The organism is Nocardia neocaledoniensis, assembly GCF_003182135.1.
GTDB lineage: Bacteria > Actinomycetota > Actinomycetes > Mycobacteriales > Mycobacteriaceae > Nocardia > Nocardia neocaledoniensis.
In genome coordinates, this window is record NZ_QGTL01000001.1 from 393,152 (window position 1) to 413,003 (window position 19,852).

The 19,852-nt window shown below is 70.8% G+C and carries 20 protein-coding genes; 4 read left to right on the top strand and 16 right to left on the bottom strand.

What is annotated here, in order from left to right:
• The first annotated feature begins 16 nt into the window (after positions 1-16).
• Positions 17-511, top strand: coding sequence for an SRPBCC domain-containing protein (locus tag DFR69_RS01840; protein ID WP_110035639.1), 495 nt, complete (start codon positions 17-19; stop codon positions 509-511).
• Between the two features lie 58 nt (positions 512-569).
• Here the strand turns inward: DFR69_RS01840 and DFR69_RS01845 are convergent, their stop codons facing one another.
• On the bottom strand, positions 570-1,325 hold the full coding sequence (locus DFR69_RS01845; protein WP_110035640.1) for a YebC/PmpR family DNA-binding transcriptional regulator: 756 nt from the start codon (positions 1,323-1,325) through the stop codon (positions 570-572).
• Positions 1,326-1,416: 91 nt separating this feature from the next.
• The gene (gene pdxT, locus DFR69_RS01850; protein WP_110035641.1) at positions 1,417-2,037 is read right to left on the bottom strand and encodes a pyridoxal 5'-phosphate synthase glutaminase subunit PdxT; all 621 of its coding nucleotides are present in this window, start codon (positions 2,035-2,037) and stop codon (positions 1,417-1,419) included.
• A gap of 105 nt (positions 2,038-2,142) precedes the next feature.
• Here pdxT and DFR69_RS01855 point away from each other — a divergent pair, with 105 nt between their 5' ends.
• Complete coding sequence (locus DFR69_RS01855; RefSeq protein ID WP_244198035.1) at positions 2,143-3,942, top strand: APC family permease; 1,800 nt, start codon at positions 2,143-2,145, stop codon at positions 3,940-3,942.
• Positions 3,943-4,011: 69 nt separating this feature from the next.
• Here DFR69_RS01855 and DFR69_RS01860 read toward each other — a convergent pair whose 3' ends face one another.
• Positions 4,012-4,833, bottom strand: coding sequence for an acyl-CoA thioesterase (locus DFR69_RS01860; RefSeq protein WP_110035642.1), 822 nt, complete (start codon positions 4,831-4,833; stop codon positions 4,012-4,014).
• 79 nt (positions 4,834-4,912) lie between these two features.
• Here DFR69_RS01860 and DFR69_RS01865 point away from each other — a divergent pair, with 79 nt between their 5' ends.
• Complete coding sequence (locus DFR69_RS01865; protein WP_110035643.1) at positions 4,913-5,524, top strand: nucleoside/nucleotide kinase family protein; 612 nt, start codon at positions 4,913-4,915, stop codon at positions 5,522-5,524.
• 62 nt (positions 5,525-5,586) lie between these two features.
• On the opposite strand, the gene DFR69_RS01870 is transcribed toward DFR69_RS01865, so the two are convergent.
• The 6 genes from DFR69_RS01870 to DFR69_RS01895 form a co-directional block, all read right to left on the bottom strand.
• Positions 5,587-6,084: a WKL family lipoprotein gene (locus DFR69_RS01870; protein WP_110035644.1), complete on the bottom strand. Its 498-nt coding sequence runs from the start codon at positions 6,082-6,084 to the stop codon at positions 5,587-5,589.
• A 200-nt stretch (positions 6,085-6,284) separates the two neighbouring features.
• Entirely contained in the window at positions 6,285-7,067 is a 783-nt protein-coding gene (locus DFR69_RS01875) for an inositol monophosphatase family protein (protein ID WP_110035645.1), read from the bottom strand.
• A gap of 105 nt (positions 7,068-7,172) precedes the next feature.
• Positions 7,173-7,907, bottom strand: coding sequence for a sulfite exporter TauE/SafE family protein (locus tag DFR69_RS01880; RefSeq protein WP_110035646.1), 735 nt, complete (start codon positions 7,905-7,907; stop codon positions 7,173-7,175).
• 199 nt (positions 7,908-8,106) lie between these two features.
• The gene (gene pdxS / locus DFR69_RS01885; RefSeq protein WP_186817437.1) at positions 8,107-9,027 is read right to left on the bottom strand and encodes a pyridoxal 5'-phosphate synthase lyase subunit PdxS; all 921 of its coding nucleotides are present in this window, start codon (positions 9,025-9,027) and stop codon (positions 8,107-8,109) included.
• Between the two features lie 149 nt (positions 9,028-9,176).
• Positions 9,177-10,361: a Cmx/CmrA family chloramphenicol efflux MFS transporter gene (locus DFR69_RS01890; RefSeq protein WP_110035647.1), complete on the bottom strand. Its 1,185-nt coding sequence runs from the start codon at positions 10,359-10,361 to the stop codon at positions 9,177-9,179.
• A 281-nt stretch (positions 10,362-10,642) separates the two neighbouring features.
• Positions 10,643-11,062: an SgcJ/EcaC family oxidoreductase gene (locus DFR69_RS01895; protein ID WP_110036081.1), complete on the bottom strand. Its 420-nt coding sequence runs from the start codon at positions 11,060-11,062 to the stop codon at positions 10,643-10,645.
• A gap of 86 nt (positions 11,063-11,148) precedes the next feature.
• Between DFR69_RS01895 and DFR69_RS01900 the strand changes: the two genes are divergently transcribed.
• The gene (locus DFR69_RS01900) at positions 11,149-11,973 is read left to right on the top strand and encodes a helix-turn-helix domain-containing protein (RefSeq protein WP_261774666.1); all 825 of its coding nucleotides are present in this window, start codon (positions 11,149-11,151) and stop codon (positions 11,971-11,973) included.
• 101 nt (positions 11,974-12,074) lie between these two features.
• On the opposite strand, the gene DFR69_RS01905 is transcribed toward DFR69_RS01900, so the two are convergent.
• From DFR69_RS01905 to thrS, 7 genes are all read right to left on the bottom strand, one after another.
• On the bottom strand, positions 12,075-13,160 hold the full coding sequence (locus DFR69_RS01905) for a winged helix DNA-binding domain-containing protein (RefSeq protein WP_244198036.1): 1,086 nt from the start codon (positions 13,158-13,160) through the stop codon (positions 12,075-12,077).
• Positions 13,161-13,461: 301 nt separating this feature from the next.
• A complete protein-coding gene (locus DFR69_RS01910; protein ID WP_110036083.1) occupies positions 13,462-14,508 on the bottom strand; it encodes an NUDIX hydrolase in 1,047 nt (348 codons plus the stop codon).
• The gene (locus DFR69_RS01915; RefSeq protein WP_110035649.1) at positions 14,508-15,632 is read right to left on the bottom strand and encodes a glycosyltransferase family 4 protein; all 1,125 of its coding nucleotides are present in this window, start codon (positions 15,630-15,632) and stop codon (positions 14,508-14,510) included. The genes DFR69_RS01910 and DFR69_RS01915 overlap by 1 nt, the downstream gene beginning before the upstream one ends.
• Positions 15,629-16,552: a phosphatidylinositol mannoside acyltransferase gene (locus tag DFR69_RS01920; RefSeq protein WP_110035650.1), complete on the bottom strand. Its 924-nt coding sequence runs from the start codon at positions 16,550-16,552 to the stop codon at positions 15,629-15,631. The genes DFR69_RS01915 and DFR69_RS01920 overlap by 4 nt, the downstream gene beginning before the upstream one ends.
• Complete coding sequence (gene pgsA, locus DFR69_RS01925) at positions 16,549-17,226, bottom strand: phosphatidylinositol phosphate synthase (protein WP_110035651.1); 678 nt, start codon at positions 17,224-17,226, stop codon at positions 16,549-16,551. The genes DFR69_RS01920 and pgsA overlap by 4 nt, the downstream gene beginning before the upstream one ends.
• A 5-nt stretch (positions 17,227-17,231) precedes the next feature.
• The gene (locus tag DFR69_RS01930; RefSeq protein ID WP_110035652.1) at positions 17,232-17,786 is read right to left on the bottom strand and encodes an ATP adenylyltransferase; all 555 of its coding nucleotides are present in this window, start codon (positions 17,784-17,786) and stop codon (positions 17,232-17,234) included.
• Entirely contained in the window at positions 17,783-19,846 is a 2,064-nt protein-coding gene (gene thrS, locus DFR69_RS01935; protein ID WP_110035653.1) for a threonine--tRNA ligase, read from the bottom strand. The genes DFR69_RS01930 and thrS overlap by 4 nt, the downstream gene beginning before the upstream one ends.
• Positions 19,847-19,852: the final 6 nt, after the last annotated feature.

Consider the following 19,852-nt stretch of genomic DNA (forward strand, 5'->3'; position numbering starts at 1 on the left):
TCGAGGAGGACCGCGCATGCCCACACCCACCGGCGAGATCGTGTCGACGCCCGAGGGCCGGGATCTGGTGATCGCCCGTTCGCTGGGGTTGCCCATCGAGGAGGTCTGGGGACGGCTGACCGACCCGGATCTCACCGAGGGCTGGTACGGCACCTGGGAGGGCGAGCCCGGCGCGGGCAACACCATCCAGGTGCGGATGCGCTTCGAGGAGGGCCGGCCGTGGACCGCCATGCACATCGACGACTGCACCCCACCCCTGCGGCTCGGCCTGTCCTCGACCGATCAGATCGGCGTGTGGCGGCTGGAGGTGGCGCTGCTCGACACCGGCGCGGCCACCGAGGTGCGCCTGGTGCACCACCTCACCTCGGAGTACCAGCTGGCGGAGATCCCGCGGATCGGGCCGGGGTGGGAGTACTACGCCGACATGTTCGTCGCCGCCTGCACCAACACCGCGCGCCCGGATTTCGCCGACTACTACCCGGCCATGGCCGAGTACTACCGCGCGGCCTAGCCGAAACGCGCGCAGCCCCGGCCGTTCCCGGCCGGGGCTGCGCGTTGTTCGCGAAAACTCACTCGTCGTCGAGCTGCGCGGCCACCTCGTCGGAGATCTCGACATTGGTGTAGACGTTCTGCACGTCGTCGCTGTCCTCGAGCGCGTCGACCAGCTTGAACACCTTGCGCGCGCCCTCGACGTCGACGGCCACCGAGACCGAGGCCTGGAAGCCCGACTCGGCCGAGTCGTAGTCGATGCCCGCGGCCTGCAGCGCGCTGCGCACGGCGATCAGATCGCCGGGCTCGCTGATGATCTCGAAGGACTCGCCGAGGTCGTTGACCTCTTCGGCGCCCGCGTCGAGCACGTGCTCGAGGATGTCGTCCTCGGACAGGCCGTTCTTGTCGAGGGTCACCACGCCCTTGCGGCCGAACAGGTAGGCCACCGAGCCGGGGTCGGCCATGTTGCCGCCGTTGCGGGTCATGGCGACGCGCACCTCGCCCGCGGCGCGGTTGCGGTTGTCGGTGAGGCACTCGATCAGCACGGCGACACCGTTGGGGCCGTAGCCCTCGTACATGATGGTCTGCCAGTCGGCGCCGCCGGCTTCCTCGCCGCCGCCGCGCTTGCGGGCGCGCTCGATGTTGTCGTTGGGGACCGACGACTTCTTCGCCTTCTGGATGGCGTCGTACAGCGTCGGGTTACCCGCAGGGTCACTACCACCGGTGCGGGCCGCCACCTCGATGTTCTTGATCAGCTTGGCGAAGAGTTTGCCGCGCTTGGCGTCGATTCCCGCCTTCTTGTGCTTGGTGGTGGCCCATTTGGAGTGGCCGCTCATGCCCTACTTCCTTCAGGTCGGTTGCGCGTCTGCCCGGGCGGACAAGCTCGATCCAGCCTACTCGGACCACGCGCGCCCGTGGACGCGGGCGTTACCGTGCCGAACGAACGAGGTCGACGAACAGTTCGTGCACCCGCAGATCGCCGGTCACCTCGGGGTGGAAGGAGGTCGCCACGACATTGCCCTGCCGGGCGGCGACGATGCGACCCTGCGCCGGACCGTGCGGCACCCGCGCCAGCACCTCGACGCCGTCACCGACCCGCTCGACCCACGGCGCGCGGATGAACACCGCCCGCACGGGCGTGTCGAGACCGGTGAACTCCAGGTCGGTCTCGAAGGAATCGACCTGGCGCCCGAAGGCGTTGCGGCGCACCGTCATATCGATGCCCGACAGGTGCTGGGCGTCGGGCCTGGTGTCGAGGACCTCCGAGGCCAGCAGGATCATGCCCGCGCAGGAACCGAAGGCGGGCATCCCGTCGCGCAGCCGCGCGCGCAGCGGCTCGAGCAGCTCGAAGGCCTGCAGCAGCTTGGAGATGGCGGTGGACTCGCCGCCGGGCAGCACCAGGCCGTCGACGGCGGCCAGCTCGGCTTCGCGCCGCACCAGCACCGCGTCGGCACCGCAGTGGTCCAGCGCGGCAACGTGTTCGCGCACGTCACCCTGGAGCGCGAGGACACCGATGGTCGGCCGGACGGCAGGCGAGGTTGCGTTCACAGCCGCTGAGCTTACGAGGCGGGCTAGTGTGCGCCCGCTCACGGTCTTCGTCAACATTCCGTCAACGCCGGGGTGCGTTCACCCGGATCGGTCGACACTCGGTGTGTGATTGCACTTCTGCCGCGCAGGAGCTCCGGACCAGCGCCGATCGTCGCACACCGTCGCGGGCTCACCGTCTCGACCGGTTTGGCCGGTCTGTCCCTGGACGCGATGGCGTCGGTTTCCTACGGCCCCGAGGCGATCGTCCTGGTGCTGGCCACCGCGGGCGGTCTGGGCCTCGGGATGACCCTCCCGGTGACGCTGGCCATCGCCGCGCTGCTGGCGGTCCTCATCGCTTCCTATCGCCAGGTCATCGCGGCGTTCCCGAACGGCGGTGGCGCCTACGCGGTGGCCAAGCGTCACCTCGGGCACCGCACCAGCCTGCTGGCGGCGGCCTCGCTGATCGTGGACTACGTGCTGAACGTGGCGGTGTCGATCGCCGCCGGTGTCGCGGCCCTGACCTCGGCGTTCCCCGCGTTGCACGACTACACGATCTGGATCTGCCCGGCGGTGCTGGTCGGCATCACAGCGCTGAACCTGCTCGGCATCACCGAGAGCGCCCGTGCGTTCATGGTGCCGACGGCGGTGTTCGTGGCGGGGATCTTCGTGGTGATCATCGGCGGGTTGCTGCGCTCGGAGCCAGCCGCCGTCACCACCGGGACCGCGGCGGTGAGCGATATCCACACCGTGGGCGTCCTGCTGCTGCTCAAGGCATTCTCCAGCGGGTGCGCGGCGCTGACCGGCGTGGAGGCGATCGCCAACGCGGTGCCCGGTTTCCAGGAACCCCGAGTCGAGCGTGCGCAGCGGGCCGAGGTCGCGCTGGGGCTGCTGCTCGGCACGATGCTGATCGGGCTGGCGGTCCTGATCGAGAAGTTCTCACTGCAGCCGATCGAGGGCACCACCGTGCTCTCGCAGCTGACCGAGGCCGCGCTGGGTCACGGGGTCGGCTACTACGTCGTGCAGTTCGCGACGGTCGTGCTGCTGGCGCTGGCGGCCAACACCTCCTACGGCGGCCTGCCGACGCTGACCCGGCTGCTCGCCGACGACAACTGCCTGCCGCACCGCTTCGCCGTCGCGACGCCGCGCCAGGTGTATCGCTACGGCGTGCTCGCTCTCGGCGTGAGCGCCGCGGTCTTGCTGGTGGCGGCCGCGGGCACGATGAACGTCCTGGTCCCGCTGTTCGCCATCGGCGTGTTCGTCGGTTTCACCATCGCGCAGACCGGCATGGTCCGGCACTGGTGGCAGGCCAGGAGCGAAGGCTGGCGGTGGCGGATCGCGCTCAACGGCTTCGGCGCCGTGCTGACTTTCGTCGCCGCGATCGTCACCTCCGCGATGAAGTTCACCGAAGGCGCCTGGCTGATCGTGCTGGTCCTGCCAGCGCTCATGGTCGGGATGGAGCGAATCCGCAACGCCTACATCAGAATCGGACATCACCGTGGCATCGCCGGCGTGCTGCCGGCGCAACCGCGCCGCACCGGCACCGCCATCATCGTGCCGATCGCCGAGGTCTGCGAGCTGAGCCGGGAGGCGCTGTCGGCGGCCATGTCGATCGGTGACGACGTCACCGCGGTGCACGTCTGTCTGCCCACGGAGTCGGCGACGGCGTTCGCCAAGGCGTGGGAGGCGTGGCATCCCGAAGTCCCCCTGGTCATGCTCGAAAACAGCGACGCGACCGTCGGCGGACCCGTGGCCGCCTACGTCCGTGCGCATTTCGCGGGCCGACGCAAGGTGGTCGTCATCGCGGAGATCGATCCGCCGTCGGGCTGGGCGCGTATCCTGCCGAGCCATCGCAGCGACGAGCTCGAACGTGTCCTGCGCAAGATGCCCGACACCGTGGTGTGCCACCTGCGCGTCCAGGTGAGCTGAGACCCCGGCCGGCCGGCCGGGAATGCCGGACCGGTGCGGCGGGCCACCCGCATCGGTTCCGGCCCACGCCTACTTGTGGCGCGGGGTGCGGATCAGGCCCTCCTGGACGACCGCGGCGACCAGGTTGCCCTCGCGGTCCCAGATCTTGCCGCCGGTCAGCGCGCGGCCGAAGCCGGCCGAGGGCGAGGACTGGTCGTAGAGCAGCCATTCGTCGGCGCGGAACGGGCGCAGGAACCACATGGCGTGGTCGAGGGAGGCGTCCTGGGTGGGTTCGCCCGGGTGGGCGACCTTGGAGGAGCCGAGCAGGGTCATGTCGCTCATGTAGGCGAGGGTGCAGACGTGGAACATCGGGTCGTCGGGCAGCGGATGCCGGTACCGGAACCACACCTGCTGCTGGGAGACGACGCCGTCGCGGGAGGTGACCTGCTCGGCCGGGACCACGCGGATGTCCCAGTGCTCCCATTCGCGCATCGCCCAGAGCCGTTCGGGGCTCATGCTGACGCTGGCGTCGGGCAGGCCCTCCGGCCCGTCGACCGGCGGCATCACGTCCTGGTGCTCGGGTCCCTCGTCGCCGCGGTGGAACGAGGCCGACATGGTGAAGATCGCCTGTCCGTCCTGCACGCCGGTGACCCGGCGGGTGCAGAAGGAGCGGCCGTCCCGGATGCGTTCGACCAGGTAGACGGTCGGTTCCTCCGGGTTGCCCGGCCGCAGGAAGTAGCCGTGCAGCGAGTGCACCTGGAAGGCGGGGTCGACGGTGCGCACCGCCGAGACCAGGGCCCGGCCCGCGACCTGACCGCCGAAGGTGCGCGTCAGCTGGGACTCGGTGGCCGCACCACGGAAGATGTCCCGTTCCAGCTGCTCGATCTCGAGCGCCTCTTCGATAGTCGCCATGCGCTCGAGATTATCCCGTCGCCGACTGTCCGGTCTGCCCGGCTCGGCGCGGCGGCCCGGAATTTGCTGTGATAGGTCTATGCCGTCGTTCACCCCCACCTCGCCCGCGACGATGGCGGGTCTCGTCGCCGACCGGCTGACCGAGCTGCCGGGGCACCGCGTACTCGCCGTCGACGGCGCCGACGCGGCCGCGCCGGCCGAGCTGGCCGACCTGATCGCGGGAGCGCTCCACACGCGTGGCCGCTCGGCGGCGGTGGTCTCGCTGCACGCGTTCGTGCGGCCCGCGTCGTTGCGGATGGAGTACGGTCGCGACGACGAATGGTCTTATCGCACAGCGTGGTTCGACTACGCCGCGGTGCGCCGCGAGATCCTCGACCCGCTACGCTCGGCGGGGCGCTGGCTGCCCGCGCTGTGGGACGAGCAGCGCGACCGCTCCGCGCGGGCCGCGGTGCGCGACGCCGAGGCCGACCTCGTCGTGGTGCTGGCCGGGCCGATGCTGCTCGGGCGCGGCCTCGACGTCGATCTCACCCTCCGGCTCGAGCTGAGCGAGCAGGCGGGGCTGCGGCGCACGCCGCCGGATCAGCACTGGACACTGCCCGCCCTGCGCGCGCACGCCGCCGAGAACCCGGAGACCGCCACCTGGACGGTGCGCTGGGATCATCCGGACCGGGCGGCGCTACGCGTCGGCTGAACGGCCGGGCCCGGACACACGAACGCCCCGACCGGAATCCGGCCGGGGCGTCGCGGGGTGGGTCAGGCGCAGGCGACCGACTGCTGGCCCAGGTTGGTCAGCATGGTGCAGGCCCACGACTTCTGGACCTTCCACTTGCCGTCCTCGGCCACGAACGGCACGTCGACCACGTTGGTCTGACCGTTGAGGGTGAAGTTGGCCTTGGCGTTCACGCTGTCACCGAAGGAGGTCACCTCGGTGACCTGCACCTGGGCCCCCGCGTCCTGGGCGGCCTGGGCGAGGCGGTTCGGCAGCTCCGGGTCGGCGGAGCCGCCCTGCACGAAGTCGAGCTTCTGCTCGTTCGGGATCGACGGGTCCAGCGCGGTGGTGAGCTGCTGGTTCAGCTCTTCCACGGTCGGCACGGCGGGCAGGTTCGCGGCCGCGGCGGCGGTGGTCTTGGCGCTCGTGGTGGTCTTGGCGGCGGGCTTGTCGCCCTTGTCGTCGCTGCAGGCGCTCAGGCCCAGGGCGGCGACCACGGCCAGGCCGGCGATCGCGACACGTCCGGTCTTCCCAAACTTCATCCACTCGTCCTTACGTCGGGTCGGCGTTCTCGCCCGGTGGGCGACGGCACGGACCCGCGCCACACGACGCAGGCCTCGATGCCACAGCCCGGACGCTACCCAGCGATGGTGTGGAAACTCTGAGAACGGGGCCACGATGCTCTGTGATCCCGCCGGCCGATCGCTCCGGCACCGCACAGGGATTCGCGGCCGGCGTGGTGTCAGCGCAGGGCGGCGATCGCGGCGAGCAGCCGGGCGTGGGTCTCGGCGTCGGCGGCGGCGATCAGCCCGTGCGGCGCGGTGTCCAGGGGTTGTCCGGCCAGACCGGTAACCACGCAGCCCGCGGCCCGGCACACGGCGATCCCGGCGGCGAAATGGACGCTGTCGCTGACGTCGCCGCCGGTCACGTAGGCGGCGCGGCGACCCGCCGCGACCCAGACCAGGGCCAGCGAGGTGGACAGCACACGCGGATGGAACGCCTCGGCGAATGCGGGAGCGTCGAGCAGCCGGGCCGGAGTCGACCAGGGAAAGGGACCGTCGAGATCGACGTCCACGAGGCGGTTGTCGGCCTCCGGGCGTAATCGCTGGTCGACGCCGTCGCGGCGGGCGAAAGCGCCCTCGCCGTCGGTCCACAACACCTCGTCGGCGAAGGGGGCGCCGACGGCGGCGGCGGTGACGGCCGATCCGGTCCGCAGCGCGACGTTCACCGCGACCGACGGCGTGCCGACCGCGAAATTGCGGGTGCCGCAGAGCGGATCGATCAGCCAGGTGCGGTCGGCGCCCGCCGCGCCGGTGAACCCCGATTCCTCGCCGAGGAACCGGTCACCGGGGCGCGCCTCGGCGAGGACGCCGAGGATGGCCCGCTCGGCGGCCAGGTCGGTCTGGGTGGCGAAGTCGTCACCCTCCTTGGCGTAGCGGGTGACGGGAGCCAGGTACGCGGAACGGATCAGTTCCGAGGCGACTTCTGTTGCGCGGACAGCGATTTCGACGTCAGTGTGGTGCACCGTTGTCACGGTACGTCCGGCGGGGTCGCCGAGCGGTCGTCTCCGGCACCGATCACATCACGAAACGTGACACATCACCCGACCGGCGCGACAGGTGACGGTCCGCTACCGCGCGAGATAGACAGCCAAGCCGAGCCCACAGATGCCGACCGCGACCCGCAAGACGTTCGGCGGGATCACCCGCACCACCGGCGGCCCACACCAGCCACCCACGAAGGCGCCCGCCCCGAGCGCCAGCGCCGCACCCCAGTGCACCGGACCGAACGCCGCGAAACCGACGGCGGCGACCAGATTGGCGATGCCGAGCAGGAAGCTCTTGAGCACCGAAGCGCTCCACAGGGATTCGGAGGTACACAGCAGCATCATCGACAGGTAGATCACCCCGGCCCCCGCGCCGAAGTAGCCGCCGTAGACGGAGATGAGCAGGATGCCGACGGGCACGATCCACGGCGACTGGAGCTCACCCACATGGCGGCGCACGATCGGCTGCACCAGCAGCGCGAGCGAGGCGGCCGCGACCAGGAACGGGACGACGACCTCGAACGCGCCCGCGGGCGCCACCAGCAGCGCGAGCGCGCCCAGCAACCCGCCGAGCGCCGCGAGCACGGCCCACCGCACCAGAGTGCTCCCCCGGTCGGCGAGTTCACGCCCCGAGTTCGCGGTCGCACCCACCCCGACCGCCACCATGGCGACGGTGTTGGTGACATTGGCCGCGACCGGCGCCAGCCCGACGGCCAGCAACGCCGGATACGACACGATCGAAGCCATCCCGGTGACGAAACCCACCAGCCCGGTGAAGAATCCCGCGACGACCAGCAAGAAGAAGTCGAGCGCGGTCACAGACCGACTGTACGGTACGCCCATTCGGCATCTTTGCGGGCCTCAGGTGAGTGCGGTGACCATCCGGGCGGCCAGTGCGCGGGTGCGCTCGGCGGTGACCGCCGGGGGTGCCGATCACCGAGCGAAGCGCGAGACGGCGGCGGGCGCCGTGCACACGCACGACGCCCGCCGGAGGACCTGGATGGTCGGTGGTCTCAGCTCACCAGCCGCGCTCGGCGAGGCGGTGGGGCTGGGGGATCTCCTCGACGTTGATGCCGACCATGGCCTCGCCCAGGCCGCGGGAGACCTTGGCCAGGACGTCCGGGTCGTCGTAGAAGGTGGTGGCCTTGACGATGGCGGCGGCGCGCTGCTCGGGGTTGCCGGACTTGAAGATGCCGGAGCCGACGAACACGCCCTCGGCGCCCAGCTGCATCATCATGGCGGCGTCGGCGGGGGTGGCGATGCCACCGGCGGTGAACATGACGACCGGCAGCTTGCCGGTCTGGGCGACCTCGCGGACCAGCTCGTAGGGCGCCTGCAGCTCCTTGGCGGCGACGAACAGCTCGTCCTCCGACAGCGAGGTCAGGCGGCGGATCTCGGCGCGGATGGTGCGCATGTGGGTGGTGGCGTTGGAGACGTCGCCGGTGCCGGCCTCACCCTTCGAGCGGATCATGGCCGCGCCCTCGGTGATGCGGCGCAGGGCCTCGCCCAGGTTGGTGGCGCCACAGACGAAGGGGACGGTGAAGTTCCACTTGTCGATGTGGTTGGCGTAGTCGGCGGGGGTGAGGACCTCGGACTCGTCGATGTAGTCGACGCCCAGGCTCTGCAGGATCTGCGCCTCGACGAAGTGGCCGATGCGGGCCTTGGCCATCACGGGGATGGACACGGCGGAGATGATGCCGTCGATCATGTCCGGGTCGCTCATCCGGGAGACGCCGCCCTGGGCGCGGATGTCGGCCGGGACCCGCTCGAGCGCCATGACGGCCACCGCGCCGGCGTCCTCGGCGATCTTGGCCTGCTCCGGGGTGACCACGTCCATGATCACGCCGCCCTTGAGCATCTCGGCCATGCCGCGCTTCACGCGGGCGGTGCCGACGGTGGTGGTGGTCTCAGGCGTAGTCACGGCTGTCTCCTGTGTCATGTGCGCCAATCAGGTCGCTCGGGATGGACACGTCGATTCTAGAGCCGCCCGGAATCGGCCTTCATAGCCAGTTGAAGTCCACTGGCCTTGCCACGACCAGCGGCGATCCGATCCCGGACCGCCGCTGGCCTGCTCGAGTGGCCCGGATCTCAGTGCGCCTCGACCCGCACGGTGACGTCCGCGCGGCCGTGCCGGACGCGGTCGCCGAGCACGACCGCGGCGGCGAGCGCGGCCGCCGCGCTCGCGCACCACAGCGCCGCGACCGGGGTTCCGGCCGCGTCGACGACCACACCGGCCGCGATCGGGCCGAGGACCGCGCCGATGTTGAGCGCGGTGGTCGCCAGGGCGCCGGCCAGGCGCGGCGCGGTCGGTGCGGCGGTCCGGACGATCGTGGCGATGAGGGCGGAGCCGACGCCGAACGCGACGGCGCCGGTGACGAGGGTCATGGTCGCGAGCCCCGCGATCGTGTGCGCGGTCACAGCGGCCAGCGCCCAGGCGCCGACCGATCCGGCGGTCCCGGCGGCGATGATCGCGCGGCCGTGGCGGTCGCCGTAGCGGCCCGACAGCGTGACCCCGGCGAACGAGCCGAGCCCGAACAGCGCGAGCACCGCCGGGATCCAGCGGCTCTCGGCGCCCGTGGTCCGCGCGGTGACGGCGCCGAGATAGGTGAACGCGGCGAAGGTCGCGGCATTGACCAGCACCCCGGCCAGGACGGCCACCCGCACCTCGCGCAGGCCGAGCACGGCCCACTCCGACCGCATCGACCGACCTCGCGTCCGGTCGCCTGCACCGTCACGGGGCACCAGCACGGCCACCGGAACCAGCACGACGGCGCTCACCACGGCGACAGCCCAGAAGGCCGATCGCCAGCCCCACTCCTGGCCGAGCAGCGTTCCCGCCGGGACACCCGCGACGCAGGCCACGGTCACCCCGGACACGACGACGGCGGTGGCCCGGCCGATCAGCGCCGGGCCGACGAGTCCCGGCAGCGCGGCCAGCACGGTCGCGAGGAATCCCGCGTTCGCGACCGCGGCGAGCACCCGCGTCCCCACGAGAACCGGGAAGTCGGTCGTGACGGCGGCGGCGACATGCGCGAGAGCGAACAGCGCGAGAAACGTGGTGGCCGAACGCCGTAGCGGCCACCGGCCCGCGGTGGCCGCCATCGTCGGCGCGCCCAGCACCATGCCGACGGCGTACACCGAGGTCAGCAACCCTACGGTCCCGAGCGAAACATCGAAGTCGGCGGCCGTGGCCGCCAGCAATCCCGACATCATGAATTCCGAGGTGCCCTGCGCGAACACCGCGACAGCGAGCACGAAAACCCCGATGGGCATGAGTGATCCATTCTCCGGACTTCGGGACGCCCCGCACGCGAGACGTCCGAGAGGACGCGGCGGGCCGGGAGACCCTGCCGCGAGGAAATCGGCTGTCCGGCGTCGCGAACGAGACGTGCCGCACCGGCGCGGTGGGACACGTACGCGCACAACGCCGCCCGGCCCGCAGGCCGGACGGCTACCTTCTGGACGCCTCCGGAGAATTCACGCCGCCACTCTAACGGCGATGGGCACCGCGATCCAGCGGATTATGGGACGCCCCCGCGACCTTCGCGGTCGCCTCAGACCCGGACATGGGTGTTGTGGAAGCTGGTGAACAGCCACCGTCCCGCCGCGCACACCGCGACCCTGGTCTGGATCGATCGTTCGGGGCCGGCCGGCGCGTCCGGCGGTGCCGGGCGTGGCGTCAGGGTGATCAGGACGGCGGTGTCGGGAGCGGGGAACCGCAGAGTGCGCCGCAGCGGTTCGGCCAGGCGGGTGCCGCGCATGAACCCGTCGAACCCGCGCTGCATCTCGATCGCCAATTCCACACGGCCTCGCAGGAATTCGCCGATGACGGAGACGAAGTCGCAGTCCTCGGTGAACGTCGCCGCGAAGGCGGCGCCGTCGCCGGCGGCCCAGGCGTCCATCTGGCGGTGGAGCAGGTCGAGCACCGCCTGCTCGGCGGTCGCGGTGTGGTCGGGTGTGCTCTCGATCGTCATGCCGACCACGCTGTCAGCGGTGGGTCATCGGCTCAATGACCTCCTGGGTCATGGAGCGGATGATGCGGCGGGCCTACCCTGGCACGGTGAACAGTCCGGCTCGCGACAGTCCCGTCGGTGCGCTGCTGCGCGAGTGGCGACAGCACAGGCGGATGAGTCAGCTCGACCTCGCCCTGGCCGCCGACAGCTCGGCGCGCCACCTGTCGTGCGTGGAGACCGGCCGGGCCAAGCCGAGCCGAGCGATGGTCCTGAAGTTGTGCGAGACGCTGGATGTGCCACTGCGCGAACGGAACACGGTGCTGCTCGCGGGCGGTTTCGCCCCGGAGTACCGCGAGACCGGGCTCGACGACACCGATGCCGACGGCGCCCGGACCGCCCTGGAGACCGTGCTGGCCGCGCACGAACCGTATCCCGCGGTGGCGGTGGATCGGCACTGGAACGTGGTCACCACCAATCGGGCGATGGGCCTGTTCAGCGAGGCCGCGCCCACCGCACCCACCGGCAGGCCGGCCAATGTCTACCGTCTCGCCCTGACCCCCGACCCGCCGGACGCGACGGTCCGCATGGTCAATTTCCTCGAGGTCCGCACCTACCTGCTCGAACGGTTGCTGCGGCAGGTCCGCGCCACCGGCGACCCGGTCCTGCGCGCCCTCTACGACGAGGTCAGCGCCTATCCCTTCCCCGTGGACGACGCTCCCAGCCCCGCCCCGATCCCGGTCGGCCCCTTCGCGGTCCCCTTGCGTATCGACACCCCAGCCGGGGAACTCCGCCTGTTCAGCACCATGGTCACCTTCGGCGCTCCGGCCGACGTCACCCTCGCCGAACTCGCCGTCGAACTCTTCTATCCCCTCGACGACCACACCGCGACCACCCTGCGCGCCCTCTACGACTCCGCGCCCGGCGGCTCCTGAACCCGTTCAACGCCTGACCACCCACACGGCCGGGGGCACATCCCACCCGGGGCGGACGCCGCTCCTCGCAGCGGGCGCGCATCGATCAGCTCCGTCGCCGGTCAGTCCGGCATGTCGTCGAACTCGACGTCCTCCCGGTCGGCGCCGCGCAGCTGTGCCACGCGTCGCGCTTCCTCGCGCAGCTGGGCGCGGAGCGCGGGGCGGAGCGGTGCGAACAGCGTGACGGTGACGGTCAGGACGCGGCCGCGCTTGCGGGGCCGCCAGATTCCCGCGATGGCGCCGTCGGCCAGGACCGTACCGGGCGCGCCCACCGATTTCCACACGGCCCGTTGATGTTTCAGGTCGACGATGGTGGCGCGATCACGCATCTGGGTGTACGGATCGCCGGGCGGCAACAGCCGTACCCCGCGGGCGTCAGCGGATCGCAGATCGTCGACGTGCTCGGCGAGGATCCAGGTCTGACGTCCGTCGAAGTCGACCGGCGTGAGCTCATCGGCGATCGACTCCCACCACGGATCCGCGTCCGTGGTGTCGATCCCCAGCCAGGCGGCGAAATCCTCGCGGGTCGACGGTCCGTAGCAGCGCAGGTACCGGCGCAGCAGCGCGGCGCGGGCTTCACCCGGTTCGGTCCGGGGCAGCGGTTCGCCCAGCCATTCGTCGAGCAGGACGAAGGGCGCCGTGTTCTTGCTGCGCGGCGCCAGGCAGACGGTCCCGCGCAAGGTCAGGATCCGCACGCAGAAGTGGACCACCGCCTCCCCCAGCGGCTGGTTCGCGCTGTATGGTCCCGGCTCCCGCCAGGCCTCACGGCGGGCCTTCGTCAACGTTTCCGCGATCCGCGCGGCCACCTCCTCGCCGAGTTCGGTGATCGCCATGGCGCGACCGGACAGCACCGGGCCGATCGCGTCGGCGGTGCGGTCGACCGCCTCGTCCAGGCCGAGGTCCAGGGTGCGCAGCGCCTGCTCGACCCCGTTGATCAGGTGCAGCCGCCCGGCCTCGGTCGGCGGGAGGACGCCGGCGGTGAAGACGGGCGCGTCGACGGTCGGGAAGAAGAACGGCGCGCCGCGCAGACTCCAGGTCTGCAGCAGCGATTTCTCGTCAGCCACCAGCCGATCGAAGCCTTCCGGGGTGACGTCATCGACCCGGGCGTGCAGGGCGAGCAGCGCCGACCCCGGCGGACTGTTCTGCACCGCGCACGCACCGGCGGCCGCGAGGAGATCGTGACACCGCGTAGCGAGGTGATGCGCGCGGAGCCGAAACCCCAGCACCTCACCGGTCGACACCGCCATCCTGGCCCGTCCAGCCACCGACCGCCTCCCGATCGTCGCTGCGTACCCGCATTACCCATTCGGCCCTCGACCACCGTGGCCGACGTCCCGGCACCGCTCCCGGAATCCGAACGATCGCACCACCCCCGTGGGGTAGCGCCACGCATCCAGAGCGACAGCGGACGGCCGCCCTGGCGGAGTGGCTCCACCGCCGCGAGGAAACTCAGCGGATCGAGCGTACGACGGGTTCGGTGTCGTCGGCAGCCGCCGACACGGCCTCGGCGAGCAGTTCGTCGAGGTGGTACGGGTAGACCGCCTCGTCCTGCGCGTCGAGCGCGCGGATGTCGGCGGGAGCGCACCAGCGGTGGTCGGTGATCGTGCGCCGCTCGAGCGCGTTGAGGTCAGCCGGGCGCCATTCGAAGCGGGGCGCGCGCAGGACGAAGAACAGTTCCTCGGAGCGGATGATCTCGCCGTTGAACGGGAACACCGCCACCCGCCGCCACACCGGGCCACGCAGCGTGGCCGGGTCGACGCGCTGGCCGGTCTCCTCGTACACCTCGCGCACGGCGGCCTCGCGCAGGCTCTCCCCCGGCTCCACGCCGCCGCCGACGGTGAACCAGAACGCCACCTCGGGCAGCACCGGATCGTGGCCGCGCAGCAGCAGCACCCGGTCCTGTTCGTCGAGCAGCACCACGCGCGCGGAGGTGCGGGTGGTGTGCACCTCGAGACCGGTCGACGCGGCGGGCGTGGCCCGCTCGGTGATCTCGAAGTATTCCGGCAGCGGCGCGGTACCGCCCAGGTGCAGGACGCGGACCGGCCTGCGGGTGCGCAGGGCGAGGGTGTCGCGCACGGCGTCGTTGTGGAAGCGGCGCGCGATCAGCACCCTGGCCTCGGCGTCGGCGAGTTCGGCGACGAGCTGCGGGCGCAGCTGATCGATGTCGACCAGCGACAGCGTCGCGGAGAGCTGGTTCTCCACGGTCTCGCGCTCGCGCCGGTCGGCGCGCTCGGCCCGATCGGCGAGCGAGGCCAGCTGGGCGGCCTTCTCGGCGCGGTGCGGATCGGTGCTCACCGGACCACCGATGGCCATCGCCACCGCCCGCGCCACCACGGCGCGGCGGGCCAGCGCGGCGTCGAGGGCCTGCCAGGACTGGTCGGAGCGCACGTGCAGGCGGTCGAGCCGGTTGGCGGTGGAGTAGGCCCACACGCCGAGGGCGAGCACGAGCAGCGCGATCAGGCCGAGGACGAGGACCGTCGTCGCGGAGAAGGTGATCATCCGGCGGCCCTGACCCGGTTGTCGCCCACGGTGACGGTCTCGTAGACCCGCAGGATCTGCTCGGCCACCACCGGCCAGTCGTACTCGGCGACGACCTGGGTCGCGGTGCGGACCAGCTGCTCGCGGGTGTCGTCGTCGGTGAGCAGGGTATCGATCGCGGCGGCCAGCGCGGCGGAGTCACCGATCGGGGTGAGCAGGCCCGCGGTCCCGTCGCGCAGCACGCGGCGGAAGGCGTCGAGTTCGCTGGCGACCACCGGCGTCCCCGCGGCCATGGCCTCGATCAGGATGATGCCGAAGCTCTCCCCGCCGAGGTTCGGCGCCACGTACACGTCGGCGCTGCGCAGCGCGGCGGCCTTCTCGCTGTCGGAGACCTGGCCGAGGAACCGCAGGTGCCCGGCGTGCACACCGGCCTCTCGGCGCAACCGGTCCTCGTCACCGCGCCCGACGATGAGGATCTCGACGTCGGGATAGCGGGCGACCAGGGTGGGCAGGGCGCCGAGCAGTACCTCCATGCCCTTGCGCGGTTCGTCGTAGCGGCCGAGGAACAGCACCGTCTTGCCCGCACGGGGATACCCGTCGAGCAGCGGACCGCGCGCGAAGGCCGAGACGTCGACGCCGTTGGGAATCTCCACCGCGTCGGACCCCAGCGCCTCGACCTGCCAGCGTCGCGCCAGTTCCGACACGGCGATCCGGCCGCTGATCTTCTCGTGGTACGGCCGCAGCACACCCTGGAAAGTGCTCAGCACCAACGACTTCGTGGTCGAGGTGTGGAAGGTCGCCACGATCGGGCCCTCGGCGATCTTGAGGGCGAGCATGGACAGGCTCGGCGCGTTCGGCTCGTGGATGTGCAGCACGTCGAAGTCGTTGCTGTCGATCCAGCGCCGGATCCGGGTGTAGGCCATGGGACCGAACGAGAGCCGCGCCACCGACCCGTTGTAGGGAATGGCCACCGCACGACCGGCCGACACCACGAAATCGGGCAGCGGGGTGTCGTCGGAGGCGGGGGCGAGCACGCTCACCTTGTGCCCGCGTTCGAGGAAGACCCTGGCCAGCTCGACCACGTGGGCCTGCACGCCGCCGGGCACGTCGAACGAGTACGGACAGACCATGCCGATCTTCACCGCGCGCCACCGCCCTGGTACGCCGCGATGCGCGCCAACCGCTCCGGGGACAGATCCGCCTCCCACAGCGGTTGCAGCATGTGCCAGTCGGCCGGATGCTCGGCGATGTTCGCCGCGAACCGGTCGGCCAGCAACTGCGTCGTCGCCGCGACGCCACCGGAGACATCCAGTGGCGCACTTGTTTTCAGGCCCCACCCCTCGGTGCCGTCGGCCTCGGTGGTGAACCAGGCGTGCACCGGCTGCAGCGACGCGCCGGTCTCGATGGCCAGTTTCGCCGCGCCCGCGGGCAGCCAGGTGCGCTCGCCGAAGAAGTCGACGGGCACCCCCTTGCCGGTCAGGTCGCGCTCGCCCATCAGACAGACGATCCGGTTCTGCCGCAGGCGCTCGGCGAGCGCCTCGAACGGGGGCTGCTCGCCGCCGGTCAACGGGAACACCTCGAAACCGAGACTTTCCCGGTAGGCGACGAACCGTTCGAACAGCGACTCCGGCTTCAGCCGCTCGGCCACGGTGGTGAAGGTGTCGTAGTGCTGCACCAGCCACACCCCGGCCATGTCCCAGTTTCCCGAGTGCGGCAGCACCAGAATCACGCCGCGGCCGTCGTCGAGGGCCGCGTCGAGGTGCTCGAGACCGCCGACGTGATAGTCGATGGCGGTGTGGTCCATGCTCGGCAGCCGGAACGCCTCGCGCCAATACCGGGCATAGGAGCGCATGCTGGCGCGCAACAGGTCCTCGGGCACCTGCTCGGGCGGCACCCCGAGCACGCGAGCCAGGTTGCGCCGCAACTGCACCGGGCCGCCGCCCTTGACGGCGCGGTCGGCGCCGAGGTCGAACGCCTTGCGCACCAGACCTTCCGGCGCCGAACGCACGACCCGCCAGCCTGCGGCGTACCCCCAGTCGCTCAGCCGTTCGGTGAATGTCACGGCGCCGACCCTTCCGCCGAATCGGGCGCAGGCGCGGGCGGGATGACCACCCGCGCGCCCGGCGAGTTGCGCACCGCGAGCACCCGCTGGAACACCGTGACGATGCTGAGCACCGCCAGCACCCACATGGCCACGTACACGGCCCAGGTGAGCCACTCGACGCCCCAGTGCCCGCCGATGCCGGCGAATCCGGCGCCGACCAGCACGATGACGAGCCGGTCCGGTCGTTCGATCAGCCCGCCGTCGGCCGAGAGCCCGCTGGCCTCGGCGCGCGCCTTGGCGTAGGAGATCACCTGCGAGGTGACCAGCACGACCAGCGTCGCCGCGAACAGCGACTTGCTGTGCTCGTGGTAGACCGCCCACCAGGCCAGCCCGCCGAAGATCGCGCCGTCGGCCACCCGGTCACAGGTGGCGTCGAGAACGGCGCCGTACTTCGTGCCGCCGCCGCGCGCCCGCGCCATGGCGCCGTCGAGCATGTCGAACATGACGAACAGCCAGATGACCATCGTTCCCCAGAACAGGTGTCCGGAGGGGAACAGGGTCACCGCGGCCGCGATCGTCGCGGTGGTGCCGATCAGTGTCATCGCGTCCGGGGTGAGCCCCGTCCCGACGAGCGCTTTGCCCAGCGGCGCAGTCGCTTTCGCAAACGTCTGGCGGCCGAAGAAGCTGAGCACGGTTGTTATTCCTCCCACGCCTCCGCCAGCAGCTGACGCGTCTCGCGCAACAACTGCGGCATCACCTTCACCCCACCGACCACGGTGATGAAGTTCGCGTCCCCGCCCCAGCGCGGCACGATGTGCTGGTGCAGGTGGTCGGCCAGCGAACCACCGGCCACACCACCGAGGTTGAGCCCGACGTTGAACCCGGCGGGCCGCGAGACCCGCTTCATCACCCGGATGGCCTGCTGGGTGTAGGCCATCAGCTCCGCGCTCTCCGCGGTCGTCAGGTCCTCCAGGTCGGCGACCCGGCGGTACGGCACCACCATCATGTGCCCGGGGTTGTACGGGTACAAGTTGAGCACCGCGTAGACCAGTTCGCCGCGGGCGATGATCAGCCCGTCCTCGTCCGACATCTTCGGGATGTCGGTGAACGGATGACCGGTGGCGTCCTTCGGCTTCACCTCGCCGGTGATGTAGGACATCCGGTACGGCGTCCAGAGCCGCTGCAGCCGGTCCGGCTGGCCCGCCCCGGTGTCGACGATCGACCCGGCCTCCGGGGCGAAGCTGTCGCTCATGAGGGAACCGCCGCGGAGACCACGTCGAACCCGTCGGCGGTCGGCGAGGTGTTCTCCCGGTTGCCGATCCAGGCCAGGATCGTGGCGACGGCGTCGTCGACCGGCACGCCGTTGACCTGGCTGCCGTCGCGGAAGCGGAAGCTCACCGCGCCCGCCTCCACGTCGCGCGCGCCGGCGAGCAGCATGAACGGCACCTTCTGCGCGGTCTGGTTGAAGATCTTCTTCTGCATCCGGTCGTCGCTGCGGTCGACCTGGGCGCGCACGCCCGCGTCGCGCAGGCGCTCGATCACCGCGTCCAGGTGCGGGGCGAAGTTCTCCGCCACCGGGATGCCGACGACCTGCACCGGTGCGAGCCAGGCCGGGAAGGCGCCGGCGTAGTGCTCGGTGAGCACACCGAAGAACCGCTCGATCGAGCCGAACAGGGCGCGGTGGATCATCACCGGGCGCTGCTTGGTGCCGTCGGAGGAGGTGTATTCCAGGTCGAAGCGCTCGGGCAGGTTGAAGTCGAGCTGGATGGTCGACATCTGCCAGGTGCGGCCCAGCGCGTCCTTGGCCTGCACGGAGATCTTCGGGCCGTAGAACGCGGCGCCGCCCGGATCGGGCACCAGGTCGAGGCCCGAGGCTTCGGCCACCTTGGCCAGCGTCTCGGTGGCCTCTTCCCACAGCTCGTCGGAGCCGACGAACTTCTTCGGGTCCTTGGTGGAGAGCTCGAGGTAGAAGTCGTCGAGGCCGTAGTCCTTGAGCAGCGACAGCACGAACTGCAGGGTGGTGGTGAGCTCCGCGTGCATCTGCTCCTTGGTGCAGTAGATGTGCGCGTCGTCCTGGGTCATGCCGCGCACGCGGGTCAGGCCGTGGATCACGCCGGACTTCTCGTAGCGGTACACCGAGCCGAACTCGAACAGCCGCAGCGGCAGCTCACGGTAGGAGCGGCCGCGCGCACGGAAGATCAGGTTGTGCATCGGGCAGTTCATCGGCTTGACGTAGTAGTCCTGGCCGGGCTTGCGCACGGTGCCGTCCTCGTTGAGTTCGGCGTCGAGGTGCATGGCCGGGAACATGCCGTCGCGGTACCAGTCGAGGTGTCCGGAGACCTCGAACAGGTGGCCCTTGGTGATGTGCGGGGTGTTGACGAACTCGTAGCCGGCGTCGATGTGGCGCCTGCGCGAGTACTCCTCGAGCTCCTTGCGGATGATGCCGCCCTTGGGGTGGAACACCGGCAGACCCGAGCCGAGCTCGTCGGGGAAGCTGAACAGGTCGAGTTCGAGCCCCAGCTTGCGGTGGTCGCGGCGCTCGGCCTCGGCCAGCAGATGCAGGTACTCCTCCATCGCCTCGGTGGACTCCCATGCGGTGCCGTAGATGCGCTGCAGGTCCTCGCGGTCCTGGTCACCGCGCCAGTAGGCGGCCGAGCTGCGGGTCAGCTTGAAGGCGGGGATGAACTTGGTGGTGGGGATGTGCGGGCCACGGCACAGATCGCCCCAGATCTTCTCGCCGGTGCGCGGGTCCAGGTTGTCGTAGATGGTCAGCTCGTTGCCGCCGACCTCCATGATCTCCGGGTCGTCGATGCCGGACTTGTCGCTGATCAGCTCGAGCTTGAACGGCTCCTTGGCCAGTTCCACCCGTGCCTCGTCGATCTCCACCACGCGCCGCGAGAAGCGCTGCGCGCCTTTGACGATCTTCTTCATCCGCGATTCCAGCTTGGCCAGATCCTCGGGGGTGAACGGCCGGTCGACGCGGAAGTCGTAGTAGAAGCCGTCCTTGATCGGCGGGCCGATGCCGAGCTTGGCGTCGGGGAACTCCTGCTGCACGGCCTGGGCCAGCACGTGCGCGGCCGAGTGGCGGATCACGCTGCGACCGTCCTCGGTGTTCGCGGCGACCGGCTCGACCTCGGCGTCGACCTCCGGAATCCAGGACAGATCCTTCAGCGCGCCCTCGGCGTCGCGGACCACGACGATCGTGTCCGGGCCCTTGGTCGGCAGCCCCGCGTCCCGCACCGCCGCGCCCGCGGTAGTCCCCGCCGGCACCCGGACGAGGGCGACTGGACTGATGGGTGCAGAGGTGGTCACGGGAAT

Coding starts and splice junctions, on each gene's coding strand:
- DFR69_RS01840 (WP_110035639.1), top strand. CDS start 17: ATGCCCACACCCACCGGCGAGATCGTGTCGACGCCCGAGGGCCGGGAT.
- DFR69_RS01845 (WP_110035640.1), bottom strand. CDS start 1,325: ATGAGCGGCCACTCCAAATGGGCCACCACCAAGCACAAGAAGGCGGGA.
- DFR69_RS01860 (WP_110035642.1), bottom strand. CDS start 4,833: ATGGCGACTATCGAAGAGGCGCTCGAGATCGAGCAGCTGGAACGGGAC.
- DFR69_RS01865 (WP_110035643.1), top strand. CDS start 4,913: ATGCCGTCGTTCACCCCCACCTCGCCCGCGACGATGGCGGGTCTCGTC.
- DFR69_RS01870 (WP_110035644.1), bottom strand. CDS start 6,084: ATGAAGTTTGGGAAGACCGGACGTGTCGCGATCGCCGGCCTGGCCGTG.
- pdxS (WP_186817437.1), bottom strand. CDS start 9,027: ATGACACAGGAGACAGCCGTGACTACGCCTGAGACCACCACCACCGTC.
- DFR69_RS01890 (WP_110035647.1), bottom strand. CDS start 10,361: ATGCCCATCGGGGTTTTCGTGCTCGCTGTCGCGGTGTTCGCGCAGGGC.
- DFR69_RS01895 (WP_110036081.1), bottom strand. CDS start 11,062: ATGACGATCGAGAGCACACCCGACCACACCGCGACCGCCGAGCAGGCG.
- DFR69_RS01930 (WP_110035652.1), bottom strand. CDS start 17,786: ATGAGCGACAGCTTCGCCCCGGAGGCCGGGTCGATCGTCGACACCGGG.